Source organism: Rouxiella badensis (assembly GCF_026967515.2).
In the GTDB taxonomy this organism is placed as follows: domain Bacteria; phylum Pseudomonadota; class Gammaproteobacteria; order Enterobacterales; family Enterobacteriaceae; genus Rouxiella; species Rouxiella badensis.
Genome location: NZ_CP114062.1, coordinates 3,610,595 through 3,627,353 on the forward strand (window position 1 = coordinate 3,610,595; position 16,759 = coordinate 3,627,353).

The following is a 16,759-nucleotide window of genomic DNA, read 5'->3' on the forward strand; positions in this document are numbered from 1 at the left end:
ATCTGTATAAATATTGCGCAACTCAGACCCAGTCACAGGATTTGACGATGACATCATTTAATAACGAAGATTTTAACTTCATCGAGGTCGGTAAACAGGTCCTGTTAACCGAAAGAGAAGGCCTGGAACAGCTGGATCAATACATCAACGACGACTTTAGCCGCGCCTGCCGGATGATGTTCCAGTGCGGAGGCAAGATAATCGTGATGGGCATGGGCAAGTCAGGTCACGTCGGCCGCAAGATGGCTGCGACCTTTGCCAGCACCGGCACCCCGGCTTTCTTTGTGCATCCCGGTGAGGCCAGCCATGGCGATTTGGGGATGGTGTCGAAGCAGGACATCGTCATCCTTATCTCCAACTCGGGTGAGTCACACGAGATTCTGGCGCTGATCCCGGTGCTCAAGCGTCTGGATATTCGCCTGATTTGTCTGACGGCCAACCCTGAAAGCTCCATGGGCAAGGCGGCGGACGTGCACATCTGCGTCAAAGTGCCGAAAGAAGCCTGCCCGCTCGGCCTTGCGCCGACCAGCAGCACGACTGCGGCAATGGTGATGGGTGACGCGCTGGCCGTAGCATTGCTGGAAGCACGTGGTTTCACCGCCGAAGATTTTGCACTTTCTCACCCCGGCGGCGCACTCGGTCGCAAGCTTCTGCTGCGCGTCAGCGATATCATGCACACCGGCAGTGAGATCCCGCAGGTCAGCCGTGACGCAACCCTGCGCGACGCACTGCTGGAGATTACCCGCAAGAATCTGGGAATGACGGTCATTACCGATGACCTGATGAAGATAGAAGGTATCTTTACCGACGGTGACTTGCGCCGAATCTTTGATATGGGCGTCAACGTAAACGACGCTAAAATTACTGATGTCATGACCACAGGCGGCATTCGCGTGCGTCCTTCCCTGCTGGCGGTCGATGCGCTAAACCTGATGCAGGACAAACACATTACCTGCGTCATGGTTGCCGATGGCGACCAGTTGTTGGGTGTGGTACATATGCATGACATGCTGCGAGCCGGTGTCGTGTAATACCGACAGTTGAGTAAATCGACGATAACCGTTTTAAACAGCCCGGGGTGTTGGGTCTGTCACTTAAGGAATTGCCTGAATGAGTAAAAGCGCAGCCAATGTGGATACCTGCTATGGTCCCGTTAGCGCAGAGGTGCTTGAGCGAGCTAAAGCTGTCCGCTTGCTGATTTGCGACGTTGACGGCGTAATGTCCGACGGTCTGATTTTCATGGGAAATCATGGCGAGGAGCTGAAAAGCTTCAACGTGCGCGACGGCTACGGGATCCGCTGCCTGCTTACTTCAGATGTTGAAGTGGCTATTATTACCGGGCGCAATGCCAAATTACTGGAAGATCGTGCCAAAACGCTGGGCATTCGCCATCTTTATCAGGGCCAGTCAGATAAGCTTTTGGCCTTCCGCGAACTGTTAGATACACTGTCTCTGCAGCCTGAGCAGGTTGCCTACATTGGCGATGACCTGATTGACTGGCCTGTCATGGAAAAAGTGGGACTTTCCGTCGCCGTAAACGACGCTCACCCGATCCTTCTACCCAAGGCGCACTACGTGACGCGAATCGCCGGTGGACGCGGTGCCGTGCGCGAATTATGCGATTTGATTCTGCTGGCGCAGGGCAAGCTGGAGGACGCCAAGGGGCTGTCGATATGAGTAAAGCAAAGCTTTGGATAACCCTGGTACTGGGCCTGCTGGTTCTGGTACTGATTGGCTGGACGCTGTCGGACACCACCGCGCCGACGCAGAAAGTGGCAGTCAATAATCAGGAACCCACTTATCAGAGTCAGCACACTGTGACCGTGGTCTATGACCCGACTGGCAAGCTGAATTACCGACTGGTCTCTGACGAAGTGAAATATTACACCGCCGACCAGCTGACCTGGTTCACCAATCCGGTGGTGACCATGTATGACCAGAATGCCTTGGCGACCTGGACCTTGCGTTCCGATCGCGCCAAGCTGACCAACGACAAAATGTTGTATCTTTATGGTCACGTACAGGTCGACAGCCTGACGCCTGCAACGTCACAGCTGCAAAGAATAAAGACAGACAATGCCCAGGTTAATCTGGTCACACAGGACGTAGCGTCAGACGACGAAGTCTACATTTATGGCACCGGTTTTACGTCTAACGGCATGAAAATGCGTGGTAACTTAAGAAATAAAACCGCTCAGCTGATCGAAAAGGTAAATACTAATTATGAAATTCAAAACCAAAAACAAAATCCGTAACCTATTGATCACGACCTCGCTGCTGGCGGTAAGTCTCCCTGCACTGGCGTTGAAAAGCGACACCACGCAACCTATGACTATCACCTCCGATAATCAGGCGGTGGATATTAATACCAACACCGTGACGCTGACCGGTAACGTTGTCGTCAAGCAGGGCAGTATTCTGGTGCACGCCGACCGCGCGACCATCGTTCGTCCTAACGGTCAGTCGGGCCACGAAGTGGTTAACGGTTACGGTAATCCGGTCACGTTTTATCAGATGCAGGACAACGGCAAGCCTATCAAGGGCCACGCCCAACAGGTGCGTTATGAAGTTGATAAAGACCTGATTACCCTGACGGGTCAGGCCTATATCGAGCAGCTCGACAGCAATGTTCAGGGCGACCGCATCACCTATCTGGTGCAGAAGCAGCAGATGGAAGCCTTTAGCGACAAGGGTAAACGCGTAACCACCGTGCTGGTTCCTTCTCAGCTACAGCAAAAAACCCCTGCTGCTGCAGGTCAGAAAAAGAGTAACTGATAACTTATGGCAACATTAATCGCAGAAAACCTGGCTAAAGCTTACAAAGGCCGCAAAGTTGTTGAGGACGTCAGTCTTTCAGTCAAGTCAGGTGAAATCGTCGGCCTGCTCGGGCCTAACGGCGCGGGTAAAACCACCACCTTTTACATGGTGGTCGGTATCGTTCAGCGCGATGCGGGACGGATTGTGGTTGATGATGAAGATATCAGCCTACTCCCCCTGCACACCCGTGCGCGTCGCGGCATCGGTTATTTGCCGCAGGAAGCCTCTATTTTCCGCCGCCTGAGCGTGTTCAACAACCTGATGGCGGTGCTCGAGATCCGCGAAGATCTCAACAAAGAGCAGCGCATCGCCCGCGCCAATGAGCTGATGGAAGAGTTCCATATCTCTCACTTGCGCGATAACCTTGGGCAGTCACTCTCCGGCGGTGAACGTCGTCGTGTCGAGATTGCCCGCGCGTTGGCGGCCAATCCAAAATTCATCCTGCTCGATGAACCTTTCGCCGGGGTTGACCCCATTTCGGTTATCGATATCAAGAAAATCATTGAGCATCTGCGCGACAGCGGGCTAGGCGTACTGATAACCGACCACAACGTCCGTGAAACGCTAGACGTCTGCGAACGCGCTTATATCGTTAGCCAGGGTCGTCTGATAGCCCACGGCACCCCCGCGGCAATTCTGGAAGACGAGCAGGTTAAACGCGTTTACCTGGGCGAGGCTTTCCGCCTGTAAAATTAAAAATGCGATTCGCAAATTTTTCGGAATGGAAATAAACCCAAGATATGAAGCAAGGTTTGCAACTCAGGCTCAGCCAACAACTGGCAATGACACCACAACTACAACAGGCAATACGCCTGTTGCAGCTGTCCACGCTTGAACTCCAGCAAGAAATTCAATTGGCGCTGGAAAGCAATCCGCTGTTGGAACAATCTGACCTCCATGATGAAGTAGACGCGAAAGAAACCAGCGAAAGCGAAGCCCTTGATACCCGCGAAGCCCTTGAGCAGAAAGACATGCCCGAGGAGCTGCCGCTCGACGCCACCTGGGACGAGATTTACACCGCCGGTACGCCGTCGGGTACAGGTAATGACTACAGCGACGACGAACTGCCGGTTTATCAGGGCGAAACGACCCAGTCGCTACAGGATTACCTGATGTGGCAGGTCGAGCTGACGCCGTTTACCGACACCGACCGCGCGATTGCCACCTCGATTGTCGACGCCGTCGATGACACCGGTTACCTGACCATTTCCCTCGATGACATCCTCGAGAGCATTGGTGATGAAGAGGTCAGCATGGACGAGGTCGAGGCGGTGCTCAAACGAGTCCAGCGTTTTGACCCGGTCGGCGTAGCGGCCAAAGACCTGCGCGATTGCCTGCTGATTCAACTCTCCCAATACGTTCCCGAAACCTTGTTCCTGACCGAAGCCAGACTGATTGTCAGTGAACATTTAGACCTGCTCGCCAACCACGATTTTCGTGCCCTGATGCGTTCAACGCGCCTAAAAGAAGATACACTTAAGGGAGCGATGCTGCTGATCCAGTCACTGGATCCAAGGCCTGGGCAGTCTATCAATACCGGCGAATCCGAGTACGTCATTCCCGACGTGCTGGTGCGCAAAGTGGGCAAAGTCTGGACCGTTGAACTGAACTCCGACAGCATTCCACGCCTGAAGATCAACCAGCAGTACGCTGCGATGGGCAATTCGGTGCGCAATGACAGCGACGGGCAATTTATTCGCAGTAACCTGCAAGAAGCCAAGTGGTTGATTAAAAGTCTGGAGAGTCGCAACGATACGTTATTGAAGGTGACACGTTGTATTGTCGAGCAGCAGCAGGCATTCTTTGATCTTGGTGAAGAATTTATGAAGCCAATGGTTCTGGCCGATATTGCCAGTGCCGTTGATATGCATGAATCGACGATTTCCCGCGTGACGACGCAAAAGTTCCTGCACAGTCCACGGGGTATTTTCGAACTTAAATATTTCTTCTCCAGTCACGTTAGTACGGACAGCGGCGGTGAAGCATCGTCCACCGCTATTCGCGCACTGGTAAGGAAATTAATCGCGGCGGAAAACCCCGTCAAACCTCTGAGCGACAGCAAGTTAGCCACTATGCTATCGGATCAAGGCATCATGGTGGCACGACGCACTGTAGCGAAATACCGAGAGTCTTTGTCAATCCCGCCCTCAAATCAGCGTAAACAGTTGGTTTGACCTCAACAGAGAAGGAAGACATTATGCAACTCAACATTACCGGACATCACGTAGATATCACTGAACCTCTGCGAGAGTTTGTGAACGCAAAGTTTTCGAAACTTGAGCAATATTTTGACCGAATCAACCAGGTTTACGTAATATTGAGCGTTGAGCGAGTGCAGAAAGTCGCGGAAGCCACGCTGCACGTGAACGGGGGCGAGTTGCATGCAACCTCGGAACATCAGGATATGTATGCCGCTATCGATGGCCTGGTTGATAAACTGGCCCGACAGCTTAATAAGCATAAAGACAAACTGAAACAGCATTGATCCCTTCCCTGTCCTCCTGGCAGGGAATAAAGTGATAATCATCGGCTCGTTACCCTCCTGGTACGAGCCGATAACTCTTTAGGGTGAAGGCGCCTAAGTGAAAATGAGATGATTAACGATACTGCACTGCAGCTGACCTCGGTATTAAAAGCCGAATGCACCAAGAGCAACGTCCATTGCGCCAGTAAAAAACGCGCACTGGAGATCATTAGTGAGCTGGCGGCCAACGAGCTAAACCTCGCGCCACAGGTGATTTTCGATGCCATTCTGACCCGTGAGCGCATGGGCAGTACCGGGATTGGTGCTGGGATTGCAATCCCTCATGGAAAACTTGAAGAAGACACGCTGCGCGCAGTGGGCGTCTTTATCCAGCTCGATCAGCCGATCGCTTTTGACGCGGTCGACAATCAGCCGGTCGATCTGCTTTTTGCCTTGCTGGTTCCGGCAGATCAATGTAAAACCCATTTACATACCCTGTCTTTAGTGGCCAAGAAACTGGCTGACAAAGCGGTATGCCGTCGCCTGCGCAGCGCGCAAAGCGACGAAGAGCTGTACCATATCATTACCGAAGACGAGTAAATCGCGAAGTATTCAAGATTGGGTTAACGAGGGAGTATTCACATGGTGCTGATGATTGTCAGCGGCCGTTCTGGTTCTGGAAAGTCCGTTGCCCTCCGTGCGCTGGAAGACATGGGCTTTTATTGCGTTGATAACTTGCCGGTGGTGTTATTGCCCCAGCTTGCGCAGGAGTTGGCTGAACGCAATACGTCAGCCGCCGTGAGCATCGATGTCCGCAACATGCCAGAGACGCCTGAAGTTTACGAACATGCCATGACCCAGCTTCCAGACAGCTTCTCCCCGCAGTTGCTGTTTCTGGATGCCGATCGCAATACGCTTATCCGTCGCTACAGCGATACGCGGCGTCTGCACCCTCTTTCCAGCAAGAATCTCTCTCTCGAAAGCGCCATCGATCACGAAGCCGAACTGCTTGAGCCACTGCGCTCGAGCGCCGACCTGATTATCGACACCTCTGAAATGTCGGTGCACGAGCTGGCAGAGATGCTGCGCACCCGTTTGCTGGGTAAACGTGAGCGCGAGCTGACGATGGTGTTTGAGTCTTTCGGTTTCAAACACGGCATTCCTATCGATGCAGACTACGTTTTCGACGTACGCTTTTTGCCAAACCCGCACTGGGACCCGAAACTGCGCCCGATGACCGGCCTCGATAAACCCGTTGCCGCCTTCCTCGACCGCCATACCGAAGTGCACAACTTTATCTACCAGACGCGCAGCTATCTCGAGCAGTGGTTACCGATGCTGGAAACCAATAATCGCAGTTATCTGACCGTCGCAATCGGTTGTACTGGCGGCAAGCACCGCTCGGTTTACGTAGCCGAACAGCTCGCCGACTATTTCCGCTCCCGTGGGAAGAACGTGCAGTCCCGCCATCGTACGTTAGAAAAACGCAAATCATGACGGTTAATCATTATGTCGATAAAACAGAAAGTCGAGATTAAAAACAGGCTGGGCATGCACGCGCGACCGGCCATGAAGCTGTTTGAACTGGTACAGAGTTTTGAATCGGAAGTGATGCTGCGCAACGATACCGGTATTGAAGCCGAGGCAAGCAGCGTGATTGCCCTGCTGATGCTCGATTCACCCAAAGGTCAGGAGATTGAAATCGAGGCCACCGGCCCGGACGAGGCCGAGGCGCTGGCGGCGGTCATTAATCTGATTAACTCGGGCTTCGACGAAGACTGAGCAGCGTAATACGCTAAACAGGGCCTGTCTTTGCAAGCCCTGTCCCCTTTCTGCCTAGATACGGCTTAAGCAGTCGATGGCAATCGCCTTGAAACTCTCAAAATTCTCACTGCTTAACAGCCGGCTCATCGACCGTTCACGCACAAAGGTCACGAACAGGTCATAGATAGCCATCGCTTCCTCGTAGTCGGCCTTGCTGATCGCCAGCAGGAAAATCACGTGCGCCGTCTCCCCTTCGCCCCAAGTGATGCCCTGCGGGGACAAGACCGTAATCACCACCGTCTTTTTCGCCAGCAGTCCCAACGAATGCGGCAGCGCGATACCCTCACCCAGCATGGTGGAAACAATCTCCTCACGCTCGACCACCGAAGGGTGAAACTCTTCGTCGACATAGCCTTCCTGCTCGAGCTGAGTACAAATCTTTTGAAACAGCTGGGCCTGGGTCATAGGTTGGTCGAGACGCATAAAGTGGTGCCGGTCGAAGAATTTCTCCAGCATGTAGGGCCGCGTGCGGTCCACCAACACCAGTTTACCGAGCTGCTCCATCTGGAACTCGGTCGGGAAAGGAGACAGCACCACCACCGGCTTGTTGCGCTCCGCTACGCGCGCGTTGGCGATAATAAAATCTTCATCGATATGCCGGAGATTTTCATAGTCTCGCAGCGAAATAACCTGAGTTATGACGATTTGTGGGAACTTGCGGCTAATTTGCGCCTGAATCATCCTGATGGTCGAATTGCCGGTATCGCACACCAGCATCGCCTGCGGATGGCGCTGATAGCCGATATTGTAATGACGCTCTAATCCCACGCCGATGTGCAGCACTAAAAAGCCGATTTCGTTCTCGCTGAGGCTGTACGGCGTATATTTCCCCCAGCTCGACACCGCGGCCAGCGTGACGTCATAGGCCATCGGATAGTGCTGCTTGATGTTGTTGAGCAGCGGATTCGGAATATTAATCTGGTATTTAACCCGGGTAATCATCGCCTTGATGTGGGTCAGCAAGTCGGACCTAAGCTGTTTATCTCCTTGTAAATCATAATTATAATGCGCATTAATGTAGGAGAGAATGTAGTCCACCAGCGACTCTTCGTCGTCGGCATTGATATCGGTCGGCAGAATACTTTGCAGACGGCGGGCGGCAATATTGACCCGCAGATAGGCCTCTTCAGCCGCCGGAATTTCCTTCCCTACCATTCGCTTAAGCTCGGCGGCAAGCTGCGTAGACACCTGCTTGATCGCCGGTTCTTCCTCTTCGGCATCGAAATCAGTCAGCGGATACCCCCCGGCGATGCGTTTTACCGCCACCGCACAGTAGAGAATCAGGTATTTTTCCCCTTCGTCGGTTAAGCGGATAGACGACCGCGCCAACAGTCGATGCATAAAGTCGGTGAGTGGTTGCAGCGCCTCGGACTCGAGGCTTTCGGCTTTAAGGAACGGGCTGATTTGGTCATCGTTATTGAGCTGGAACAGCAGGTCGGTCAGGCAGGCGCGATGCGCGAGTTCGGATCCAAACAGCTTCATGCCGTAGCGCGGTTTAGTCTCGATGGTCAGATGGTAACGCGCAAGATGCTCACGGACTTCAGGCATATCGTTTTGCAGCGTGCCTCGACTGACGAACCACTCGTCGGCCAGATCCTCCAATTTGAGCGAAAAGGCCGAGGTCAGAAAACGGATCAGCAAGCGATTGACCCGCTCCGCCGCACTGCGCGGCGTAGGGTTAGCCGGTTTTCCCGGCTGCTGAAGGGTAGAGAACAGCGCGGCATCGTCTATCCTGAGCTGATAACCGCTGCCGCGATTGTGCACAAAGCTCGCCCCATACTGTTGAATAATTTCATTAAGCGCCGTGACATCGGCGCGCACGGTGCGCGTCGACACCGCCAGGCGTTTCGCCAGCTCATCCTGCGGCAGCGTTTCCGTTTGCAGAGCATCGAACAATACGGCTAATCGTTGATTGGGAAATCTCACCATAAACCTTCTGTTTTCAGGGCACCATCACCATCTGCGACGGGCTGCCAACCGCAGTATAGTCGTCGACAAAAATTAATTTTCCACTGCCGGTCTCAACCTTGAATCTTGTGATGTTATCGCTGCGCTGATTCATGGCGTAAACGAATTTGCCGTCTACCGACAGCGTCAGGGTGCGAGGATAGTCGCCACGCGTCCAGACTTCCCCGACCCAGTGCATCTCGCCGCTGCCGGTGACGTCAATCTGCGCGATGCTGTTATGCAGTCGATTGGCGACGTACAGGTGCTTGCCGTCGTGGCTCAGCACAATTCCGGCGGCAAAGTTAGTGCCTTTGAAATTGGGTGGCAGCGTCGAGAGGCTGTGCAGTTCGCTCAGGGTACCGGTGGCCTTGTCGACGCGATAGCTGGTCAGCACCGAGGCTTCTTCGTTAATCAAGAACGCCAGGCTGCCATTAGGATGGAACACAAAATGGCGCGGCCCGGCGCCTGGAGACGAGGCGTTGATAAACGGCGGCGTGTTCGCCTCAAGCTGGCCGTTGGACGGATTCAGCTTCCACTGATAGATGCGGTCCAGACCCAGGTCGGTCGAGAACACAAACTTGCCGCTCGGATCGGTCGCAATCATGTGGGCGTGCGGGCCATTGTGGTCGCTGATGGCAAAGCTGCCCTCGGCTGCCGCAGCAGGTTTTCCTGCCCCCGCTGGGCCTGAATCCTGATGTACCGAACTGGCCTCACCCAGCTTGCCGCTGCCGTCAATCGGAAATACGGCAACGATACCGCTGATATAGTTAGCCACCAGCAGACGATCGCCCGCTGGCGTCAGGGACAGATAAACCGGGCCTGCGCCCTGTGAATCGACCTGATTAATCAGGCTCAGGCTGCCGTCTTCGGGGTTGATGTGATACGCGGCGATAGCGCCGTGCTTACCGCCGTTGTAGTTATCGACCTCGCTGCCGACGTAGAGCGTTTTGCCTGCTTTACCGACCACCATCTGTGCCTGATTCGGAAATTGACTCACCAGCACGCGGTCACTCAGCGCACCGGATTTCTCGTCAACCTTGAAGCGATAAACGCCTTCGCCGTTCGGAATGTAAGTGCCTACATAGGCATAGTGAGATGTCTCGTGCGTCATGGCCTTCTCTGCTGCATACAGCGGCACGGCAGATACTGCCAGCAGCGCTGAGGTTAAACCCGAAATACGTAACCAGTTTCTCATCGTTCCTCTCTATGCTTTTAATCGAAACAACAGCCACTTACAACCCGAAAACCGCATTTAAGCTAACAATTTTTTAACACTCGCCAACAGCGTGCGGACATCCTCCGGGCGCGTATTGCCGGTGGCGCTGTCGATGATGGAACTGTAGATATGCGGAATGATTTTGCTGACGCCGGCATCCAGTGCAATCTGCATAATCTGATCGAAGTTTTGCAGATCGATACCGCCGGTCGGTTCGAGCCAAAAGTCCTGCTCGGCGCAGGCGCGCGCCACGCAGGCAAATTCTTCACGGGTTTTCAGGCCGCCCATTGGGAAATATTTCACCGAACTGCCGCCCATGTCTTTCAACAAGGCGATGGCCGTATCAACAGGAACGATGCCATCACTGGCCTCGGAGCTCAGCGGTCCGGTAGAGATTTTGACCCAGCCAACCTTGCCGGTCGGAGAAATTAGACCGTTAACCACGCTGTCATTCTGGCCGAGCAGTGCACGGCTGGTCCCGACGCCGGTAAACACCTGATTCACGTGCTGCGGCTGTACCTGCTGGGAAATCTGGCTCACCATTTGTGACTGACGTGGATCGCCCGCGCCCAGTCCGACCGACAGCGCATTATCAATCAACGCCGCATAGTCCTTCATATCCGCGACGGCACGCTCTACGGTGGCGTAGTGCTTCGACAACACGCCCACCAGCACATGTCCCTCTGCGGCTTCGTAGATTTCACGGGCGTTGCCTTTCGATCCGGCGAGCACGTTAAGACAGACGCGATCGCGATAGAAATTGGGGGTCAGCTTCATGCTTTCTCTCCGGTAAACAGGGCTTTAAAACAGTCGGCTACGGTGACAAGCTGCGACGGCGTCACGCTGCGTACATCGACGTCAATCTTGCCTTCATTGGCGCGATAGCCACGAAAGTAAATCGCAATCTTGCCGTTCTTCATCGCCTCGACGATGGCTTTGGTTTTCCAACCCAGCGCCGCCTCGTCAAAGGTGATTTCGGTACGGGCGATATCGCGTCCCGCGCTGTCCCACACCACCCGCGCCGAGACACCGCTAATCTCGTTCAGGCTATTGATAAATGGCGTCATCTTGTCGACCATCTCCTGCCCGCTGGTTTTCGGCAGAGTGATATAGCTTTCAATCGCCTGCGTCAGCCCGAGGATGCCCTCTTTGCCGACCTTCATCGCACGGCCAATGCCGCCAGACTGGAGCTTCACCCAGTCTACGTACTGTTTCTTTCCGAGTACCAGTCCGCTGGTTGGGCCTTCAATCGCCTTGGCACCGCTGTAAATCACCAGGTCCGCCCCCATTTCGTAGTAGCAGGTCAGGTCTTCCTCAGCGGCAGCATCAACAATCAGCGGCAGATTGTGGGCACGTGCCACCTCAGCGGCTTCTTCGACCGACAGGATGCTTTTTTGCACCGAGTGGTGTGACTTGATATAAAGAACCGCGGCCGTACGCGTTGTGATTGCCGCCGCCAGCTGTGCCGCAGAGCACTCATTGGCATAGCCCGCTTCAATCACCTTGCCGCCGCCCATGGTGACCATCGTGGCAACAGGCGCACCGTAGTTGACGTTATGCCCCTTCGGCAGCACGATTTCGTCAGGCACAGTCAAGGATGCGGCGTGCAAATTTTCCAGTAACCAGGCGTCATCTTTGACGATCACCGCCGCGACAGACTGCGCGATACCGGCGGAAGCACAGGACACCACGACGGCGCTCTCGACGTTAAGCAGCTTTGCAATATAGGCACCGGTTTTGTTCACCAGATCTTTCATCTCGAAGAAGTGGTTGAGGCCGGTATTAACCCCCTCGGCGACGTCGGCGCGTGGGGTTGATACTCCCAGAATCGTCATGCGGCCTGAGGCGTTAATCACCTGTTTTAAATCGTACTTTTCATAGACTGAAGACATTTTTAGACTTCCCTTCATCCGTTAATAGCGGCTCACCGGCGACGACGGTCGCCAGCGGCACCAGAATGCGGTCACCCTTGACCGACTGCCCCTGCGAATCGACAAATACCTGCGGCGCATGAGCAATATCAAACAGCGTGAGGTCCGCATCGCAGCCGGCCTCGAGACGGCCTTTCTGCGGCAGTCGCAAGGCATCGGCGGCATGGCAAGTGACGCAGTCGATCACCTGCGGCAGCGTGAGGCCGACGCTGAAAAACTTCGACATCACCGTGGCGAGGCTGTGCACCGGGCCGTTAATTCGGTTACGGCAGTAAATATCAGAACTGATGGTGTGGGGGATAATCCCCTGGCCGATGGCGACTTCCGCGACCGCAAAGCTGAAACTGGCCGAACCGTGGCCAACGTCCAGCAATACACCGCGCGCCAGCGCGCGTTTTATCGCATCGCGCAGCTGGCCTTCCGGAGTCAGAATACGGTTTGGCTTGCCGTTAAAGCAGTGGGTGATGATGTCCCCAGACTCCAGAAGATCGGCAATCTCATCCAGATTCGGCGGATTATTACCGATGTGTACCATCAGCGGTAAACGATCGTTTTCCTGCTGAATCTCCTTGGCGCGCACCAGCGGTTGAATGCCGTTTTTACCGACCACGCTGCTGCTCATGCGCGCCTTGAGGCCGACGATAAATCCGGGATGACTGGCGATAGCCTGACGAACGCCGACCTTGTCAATCTGCGCCATGTCCGCCAGCTCGTTTTGTGTGACGATGCCGGTGCGGGCGATGTTCAGAAAAGCAAAGACGTGGGTCTTGGCCTGACGGGTGAGTTGGTAGAAATCATCGACGTCATTGGCACCGGTACTTCCCGCATCGATCACCGTCGTCACACCACTGGCCACGCCAATGAGGTCAGGCTCATCGTGATAAATCGGCGACTTCGAATAACAGTGAACGTGCGAGTCAATCCAGCCCGCGCTGAGCCAGTATTTACCCTGCAAATCGATAACCTGCCGTGCGGTTGCGCTGTCGTCGAGCTGGCCCACGACGGCCAGCTTGCCGTCGAGGACCGCGATATCGACTCGGCCGCCGTTAACGTCTTTAGCCTGTCTGAGAATCAAATCGTACATTGGCGATATTTCCGTTTGTTGAGGCGACTATAGCGACACCGGGAAAATAGCCCCAAGGATCATCGCCCCCAGGATTGCGCCGCCGGTCAGCGGTTTCTTCCAGATATAGAACACCAGTGCGCCCAGCAGTGAACCCAGGCCGATAGGGATAGAGGCCGCCATTGCGGACAGGATAATCAACGGCCCAAGGAAGCGACCGGTTGCGTTGCCTGCGCCCATCATCACGTCTGCGCCGTAGGTCGAGTTCCCCTGATTGATGGTGAATTTACGCGCCAGAATAATGATGTAGCCCACCGCAAGGCCCAAAATCAGGCCGGTTGCCAGAGAGGCGGCGAAATTTGCCACCGGGAAAATAATGCCCGAGCCCAGCAGCAGCGCAGGAACGCCGAGACCGATACCGGTTTGAATAGCGCCGCCGATGTCGAGGATCCCGACCAGCGAGCCTTCGATGATACGTGCAAATAGGAAGCTGGCACCGAAGGCGGCAACCGCGCCGTACACGCCGGTGTCCATGCCGGAACGCAGCATCGACACGAAGGCGACTTCATTGAAGGCACCAATGCCGTACAGATAATACATATGGGTACCGGCAAACACCCCGGCGGACAGCAGGCCGACAAAAATCGGGAATGACCATTCGGCGTACCAGAAACCCGTTTTGGCTTGTTCTTCCATCGTCATGCTCCCGTTATTTGCCACTGAGTGAGTTATGGATGCCGTTCAGCCAGCTCGGCACGTCCAGCAGGAAAGACTGTAACAGCTTCACGTCAAAGCCACGGAAGAAGCCGCTCAGCACGAACAGGGCGATAATCGCCGCCATCATCACTTTTGTGACGTGGTTCCAGCCGCCCTCTTCTACGCCTTTGCCGATAAGGATCCCCAGCACTAATCCCGGCACCGCGTTGCCCATAATCATCTGCGCCAGCCCCCCGAAAATGGTGCCCCAAAAACCGGAGCGACGACCGGCGTCAATAGCGGCCAGCCAGAAGATGACCGGCATCACGGTGTTCACCAGCATGTTCGCCGCAGGAACCAGCACCTTGATGGCGGTCACCTGTAACGCAGGTGGCACCGCCGAGGCCGTGGTATTAAGGAAGGCAACGACAATCATGCCGATGATGCCGCCCGCAATCGCCATCTTGCGCGGGTCGTGCAGGGTCTCGGCCACGTTGCGATTTTTCATCATCAGCACGGCCGCAGCCCAGTTCGGAATGATGCGGTGGTCAACGTCCTGCGTGAAGGAGCCGGCCGCCACGGAGGACGCCCAAGCGTTGAAGAAGAAGCCTAATCCGAACGAGAAATGCGAAGCCGGGTCGCCCTCGCAGGAGTTAAGTTCCCCAAGTGTGCGAAAAGCCCCCATTCCCTGCACGGTGGGCGCATGGAACATACGGGCAGCCCCTGCACCTACGCCGACCCCCACCAGCCCGCCGATAATAAGCGACTTAATTAAGATAATTAAAAACATCAGGTTATCCTTGTGATTTTATATATCTACGCTGCGGGATTAACCTCCCCCGAGGAAACTGCCTGACATGCAGCGGATATTTATTTTTTGGTGAATATGACCTGCTCGGTATTTATTACTGTCATATTGACGGTAATATCTAACGCCACGTAGTAACTCTTCCTTTCTCTTGGCAGAAAAAAGAACAGAAACTTCTCATGGGTTATCTTCTCTTCTGCTGTAATTACCTTGACGTCCTGCGGTTCAATGCGCAGCAAAATATTATCAGTAGATTTGAGAACGGTTTTTTGAACCTGGCTTAGTGCGGAAGAAAAGGCCGCGGCCTTTGTTTCGCCCTTTCCCTCAACCCTGACCGTGGAAGTTAAATGCTGCTTCATTACGGCTGGCCATTTTTCTTGATATAAGATTCAACTAATTTCTGACCCAGCTCTTCTTTATCCATAAAACCAAACCCCAGCACCGAGCAGCCTTCGTTGATGGCGGTCACGCCTTCTTCAACCGAACGCATGCCGTGCTTGGCCTTGTAGCCATATTTGTTCTGCGCCGTGATAGCGCCTGCGCCACCGCTGCCACAGAACGAGATGCCGAAGGTTGCGCCTTCTGCCTTCATGACGTCGCCAAGCTTCATGTCAGCCGCAACGCCGGGGATGACCACGGCCTTACCGCCTGCCGCTTCCACACCGGCTGCAACTTTCTGGCCTTTACCTAAACGGTCGCCGATAACTACGATGACTTGTCCCATATTTAAACTCTCCAGATAAGTTGTTGGTGATAACTAAGTTAATTGTTGTTGTCTTTATTCATTGTTGTTGTCTTTTGCCACTTCAAAATGAACCGAGAGCAAATAGGCCTCTTCAATCGGTAAATTTCCCAGCATCTCGACAACCTCTTCTGCCATTTTCATTGAGCCAGGCGATATTTCATCAAACAGGTCTTTATCAACCTCCGGCAAAGGTTCGCCGGTAATTGAACGCAGCACCATGGCTTTTACGTGAGAGGTCAACATTTGCTGCTGAACGTCATTGGTAAATATATTTTCGGCGTTCAGCATCTTCTGAATATCTGCCAATAATTGCTCGGTTCTTGCTGGCGCATCTTTTAATTCAAGTGCATTCTTCATAACAATCTGCTCTGCCCCTTTTACAGATGCTTCCTATTATTTATTGGCGCTCACCTTTCATCTGTTCTTACCCTACTCGTATGGCGAGAAGGTGTGTAGACGGTCTTTTTCCAGTTCAAACTGGAAATGGCGGACACCAAGCAGATCCATTTCTCAAAAATGCAATTACCGGCGGGGAAAAGGGAAGTCAGGCGTTTGGGCAGTGGGAATGACTGGAGAGGGCGCAGAGTGCAACGTCCCTTCCCCCGCACTTTTTAGCGGAGGAAGGTTAGCGACGAGATTATTTGAATTTCTTGTGGTTTTCGTTGCGAATCGCCTTCAGACCTTCGGCTTCTTTCTTCGCATCGGCCATCTTGTCGGCATTAGCCAGTTCGGAGGCTTTATCGATGTGGCTTATCAGATTATCCAGACCTTTGTGGAAGTCCTGAATTTCCGGGCTGTTATCCGGCTTGGAATCGAGCTTCGGTGGCTTAGATTTCTTTGCGTCCTCAGCGGCCGCCTTCATTTTTGCCAGACCAGCAATAAAGTCAGCTTTATTGTCGGTTTTTAGAACCTTACTGTAGTTATCAGAAATCGTGTCCATGTCCGCTTCCAAATCTGCTGCCAGAGACTGAACGCTCCAACCCAGCAGGGCAACCGCGGCTATTGCAATCACCTGTTTACGCATGCTTACCTTCCATTTGTTTAGATTTATTAGAATTTTACCCAAAGTCATTGGAGGCTTAGCAAGACGGCTAACGCCGCGAAGGCTTCAAGAACGACGGGTATAACGACATTGTTTGTAAGACTATTATTAACATAGGTGCAACACATCCGAAATGGCATCAGATTTTTGTAAAGAATGTTCAGAAGGTGAGGTAGAACAAGGAGCAAGAAAAGCAGCGACGGAGG

At 53.8% G+C, this 16,759-nt stretch carries 21 protein-coding genes; 10 read left to right on the forward strand and 11 right to left on the reverse strand.

All coding sequences use genetic code 11. The annotated features are described in order from the left end of the window. The first annotated feature begins 47 nt into the window (after nt 1-47). The 10 genes from kdsD to npr all read left to right on the forward strand — a co-directional run bounded on the left by kdsD (nt 48) and on the right by npr (nt 7,063). Nucleotides 48-1,031 carry an arabinose-5-phosphate isomerase KdsD gene (gene kdsD / locus O1V65_RS16600; protein ID WP_017493881.1) on the forward strand — a complete coding sequence of 328 codons (984 nt, stop codon included), beginning with the start codon at nt 48-50 and terminating at the stop codon, nt 1,029-1,031. Between the two features lie 79 nt (nt 1,032-1,110). Continuing rightward, nucleotides 1,111-1,677, forward strand: coding sequence for a 3-deoxy-manno-octulosonate-8-phosphatase KdsC (kdsC, locus tag O1V65_RS16605; RefSeq protein ID WP_017493882.1), 567 nt, complete (start codon nt 1,111-1,113; stop codon nt 1,675-1,677). Continuing rightward, entirely contained in the window at nt 1,674-2,255 is a 582-nt protein-coding gene (lptC, locus tag O1V65_RS16610) for an LPS export ABC transporter periplasmic protein LptC (RefSeq protein WP_084911813.1), read from the forward strand. The genes kdsC and lptC overlap by 4 nt, the downstream gene beginning before the upstream one ends. Then, nucleotides 2,224-2,775, forward strand: coding sequence for a lipopolysaccharide ABC transporter substrate-binding protein LptA (gene lptA / locus O1V65_RS16615; protein WP_084911815.1), 552 nt, complete (start codon nt 2,224-2,226; stop codon nt 2,773-2,775). The genes lptC and lptA overlap by 32 nt, the downstream gene beginning before the upstream one ends. A 6-nt stretch (nt 2,776-2,781) precedes the next feature. After that, complete coding sequence (lptB, locus tag O1V65_RS16620) at nt 2,782-3,507, forward strand: LPS export ABC transporter ATP-binding protein (RefSeq protein WP_017493425.1); 726 nt, start codon at nt 2,782-2,784, stop codon at nt 3,505-3,507. Between the two features lie 50 nt (nt 3,508-3,557). After that, nucleotides 3,558-4,991: an RNA polymerase factor sigma-54 gene (gene rpoN / locus O1V65_RS16625; RefSeq protein ID WP_084911820.1), complete on the forward strand. Its 1,434-nt coding sequence runs from the start codon at nt 3,558-3,560 to the stop codon at nt 4,989-4,991. 23 nt (nt 4,992-5,014) lie between these two features. Next, complete coding sequence (gene hpf / locus O1V65_RS16630) at nt 5,015-5,302, forward strand: ribosome hibernation promoting factor (RefSeq protein WP_017493427.1); 288 nt, start codon at nt 5,015-5,017, stop codon at nt 5,300-5,302. A 108-nt stretch (nt 5,303-5,410) separates the two neighbouring features. Further along, nucleotides 5,411-5,881: a PTS IIA-like nitrogen regulatory protein PtsN gene (ptsN, locus tag O1V65_RS16635; protein WP_017493428.1), complete on the forward strand. Its 471-nt coding sequence runs from the start codon at nt 5,411-5,413 to the stop codon at nt 5,879-5,881. A 42-nt stretch (nt 5,882-5,923) separates the two neighbouring features. After that, nucleotides 5,924-6,778: an RNase adapter RapZ gene (gene rapZ / locus O1V65_RS16640; protein ID WP_017493429.1), complete on the forward strand. Its 855-nt coding sequence runs from the start codon at nt 5,924-5,926 to the stop codon at nt 6,776-6,778. Between the two features lie 12 nt (nt 6,779-6,790). Beyond that, nucleotides 6,791-7,063 (forward strand): PTS phosphocarrier protein NPr, encoded by a 273-nt coding sequence (gene npr / locus O1V65_RS16645; protein WP_017493430.1) that lies wholly within the window; start codon nt 6,791-6,793, stop codon nt 7,061-7,063. Between the two features lie 54 nt (nt 7,064-7,117). On the opposite strand, the gene O1V65_RS16650 is transcribed toward npr, so the two are convergent. From O1V65_RS16650 to cybC, 11 genes are all read right to left on the reverse strand, one after another. Further along, entirely contained in the window at nt 7,118-9,034 is a 1,917-nt protein-coding gene (locus O1V65_RS16650) for a BglG family transcription antiterminator (protein WP_017493431.1), read from the reverse strand. A 13-nt stretch (nt 9,035-9,047) separates the two neighbouring features. Beyond that, nucleotides 9,048-10,247: a lactonase family protein gene (locus tag O1V65_RS16655; RefSeq protein WP_269129892.1), complete on the reverse strand. Its 1,200-nt coding sequence runs from the start codon at nt 10,245-10,247 to the stop codon at nt 9,048-9,050. 57 nt (nt 10,248-10,304) lie between these two features. Then, nucleotides 10,305-11,045 carry a 2-dehydro-3-deoxy-phosphogluconate aldolase gene (gene dagF / locus O1V65_RS16660; RefSeq protein ID WP_017493433.1) on the reverse strand — a complete coding sequence of 247 codons (741 nt, stop codon included), beginning with the start codon at nt 11,043-11,045 and terminating at the stop codon, nt 10,305-10,307. Continuing rightward, nucleotides 11,042-12,160: a DgaE family pyridoxal phosphate-dependent ammonia lyase gene (locus O1V65_RS16665; protein WP_017493434.1), complete on the reverse strand. Its 1,119-nt coding sequence runs from the start codon at nt 12,158-12,160 to the stop codon at nt 11,042-11,044. Before O1V65_RS16665 ends, dagF begins: the two co-directional genes overlap by 4 nt. Beyond that, nucleotides 12,144-13,283, reverse strand: coding sequence for an amidohydrolase/deacetylase family metallohydrolase (locus tag O1V65_RS16670; RefSeq protein WP_084911826.1), 1,140 nt, complete (start codon nt 13,281-13,283; stop codon nt 12,144-12,146). The genes O1V65_RS16665 and O1V65_RS16670 overlap by 17 nt, the downstream gene beginning before the upstream one ends. A 27-nt stretch (nt 13,284-13,310) precedes the next feature. After that, complete coding sequence (locus tag O1V65_RS16675) at nt 13,311-13,958, reverse strand: DUF4310 family protein (RefSeq protein ID WP_017493436.1); 648 nt, start codon at nt 13,956-13,958, stop codon at nt 13,311-13,313. Nucleotides 13,959-13,971: 13 nt separating this feature from the next. Then, on the reverse strand, nt 13,972-14,748 hold the full coding sequence (locus O1V65_RS16680; protein ID WP_084911828.1) for a DUF4311 domain-containing protein: 777 nt from the start codon (nt 14,746-14,748) through the stop codon (nt 13,972-13,974). 80 nt (nt 14,749-14,828) lie between these two features. Beyond that, complete coding sequence (locus O1V65_RS16685; protein WP_017493437.1) at nt 14,829-15,125, reverse strand: DUF4312 family protein; 297 nt, start codon at nt 15,123-15,125, stop codon at nt 14,829-14,831. Then, nucleotides 15,125-15,490: an SFCGS family glycine-rich protein gene (locus O1V65_RS16690; RefSeq protein ID WP_017493438.1), complete on the reverse strand. Its 366-nt coding sequence runs from the start codon at nt 15,488-15,490 to the stop codon at nt 15,125-15,127. The genes O1V65_RS16685 and O1V65_RS16690 overlap by 1 nt, the downstream gene beginning before the upstream one ends. Nucleotides 15,491-15,544: 54 nt before the next feature. Continuing rightward, nucleotides 15,545-15,868: a PRD domain-containing protein gene (locus O1V65_RS16695; protein ID WP_017493439.1), complete on the reverse strand. Its 324-nt coding sequence runs from the start codon at nt 15,866-15,868 to the stop codon at nt 15,545-15,547. A gap of 280 nt (nt 15,869-16,148) precedes the next feature. Then, a complete protein-coding gene (gene cybC / locus O1V65_RS16700; protein WP_017493440.1) occupies nt 16,149-16,535 on the reverse strand; it encodes a cytochrome b562 in 387 nt (128 codons plus the stop codon). Nucleotides 16,536-16,759 lie beyond the last annotated feature (224 nt).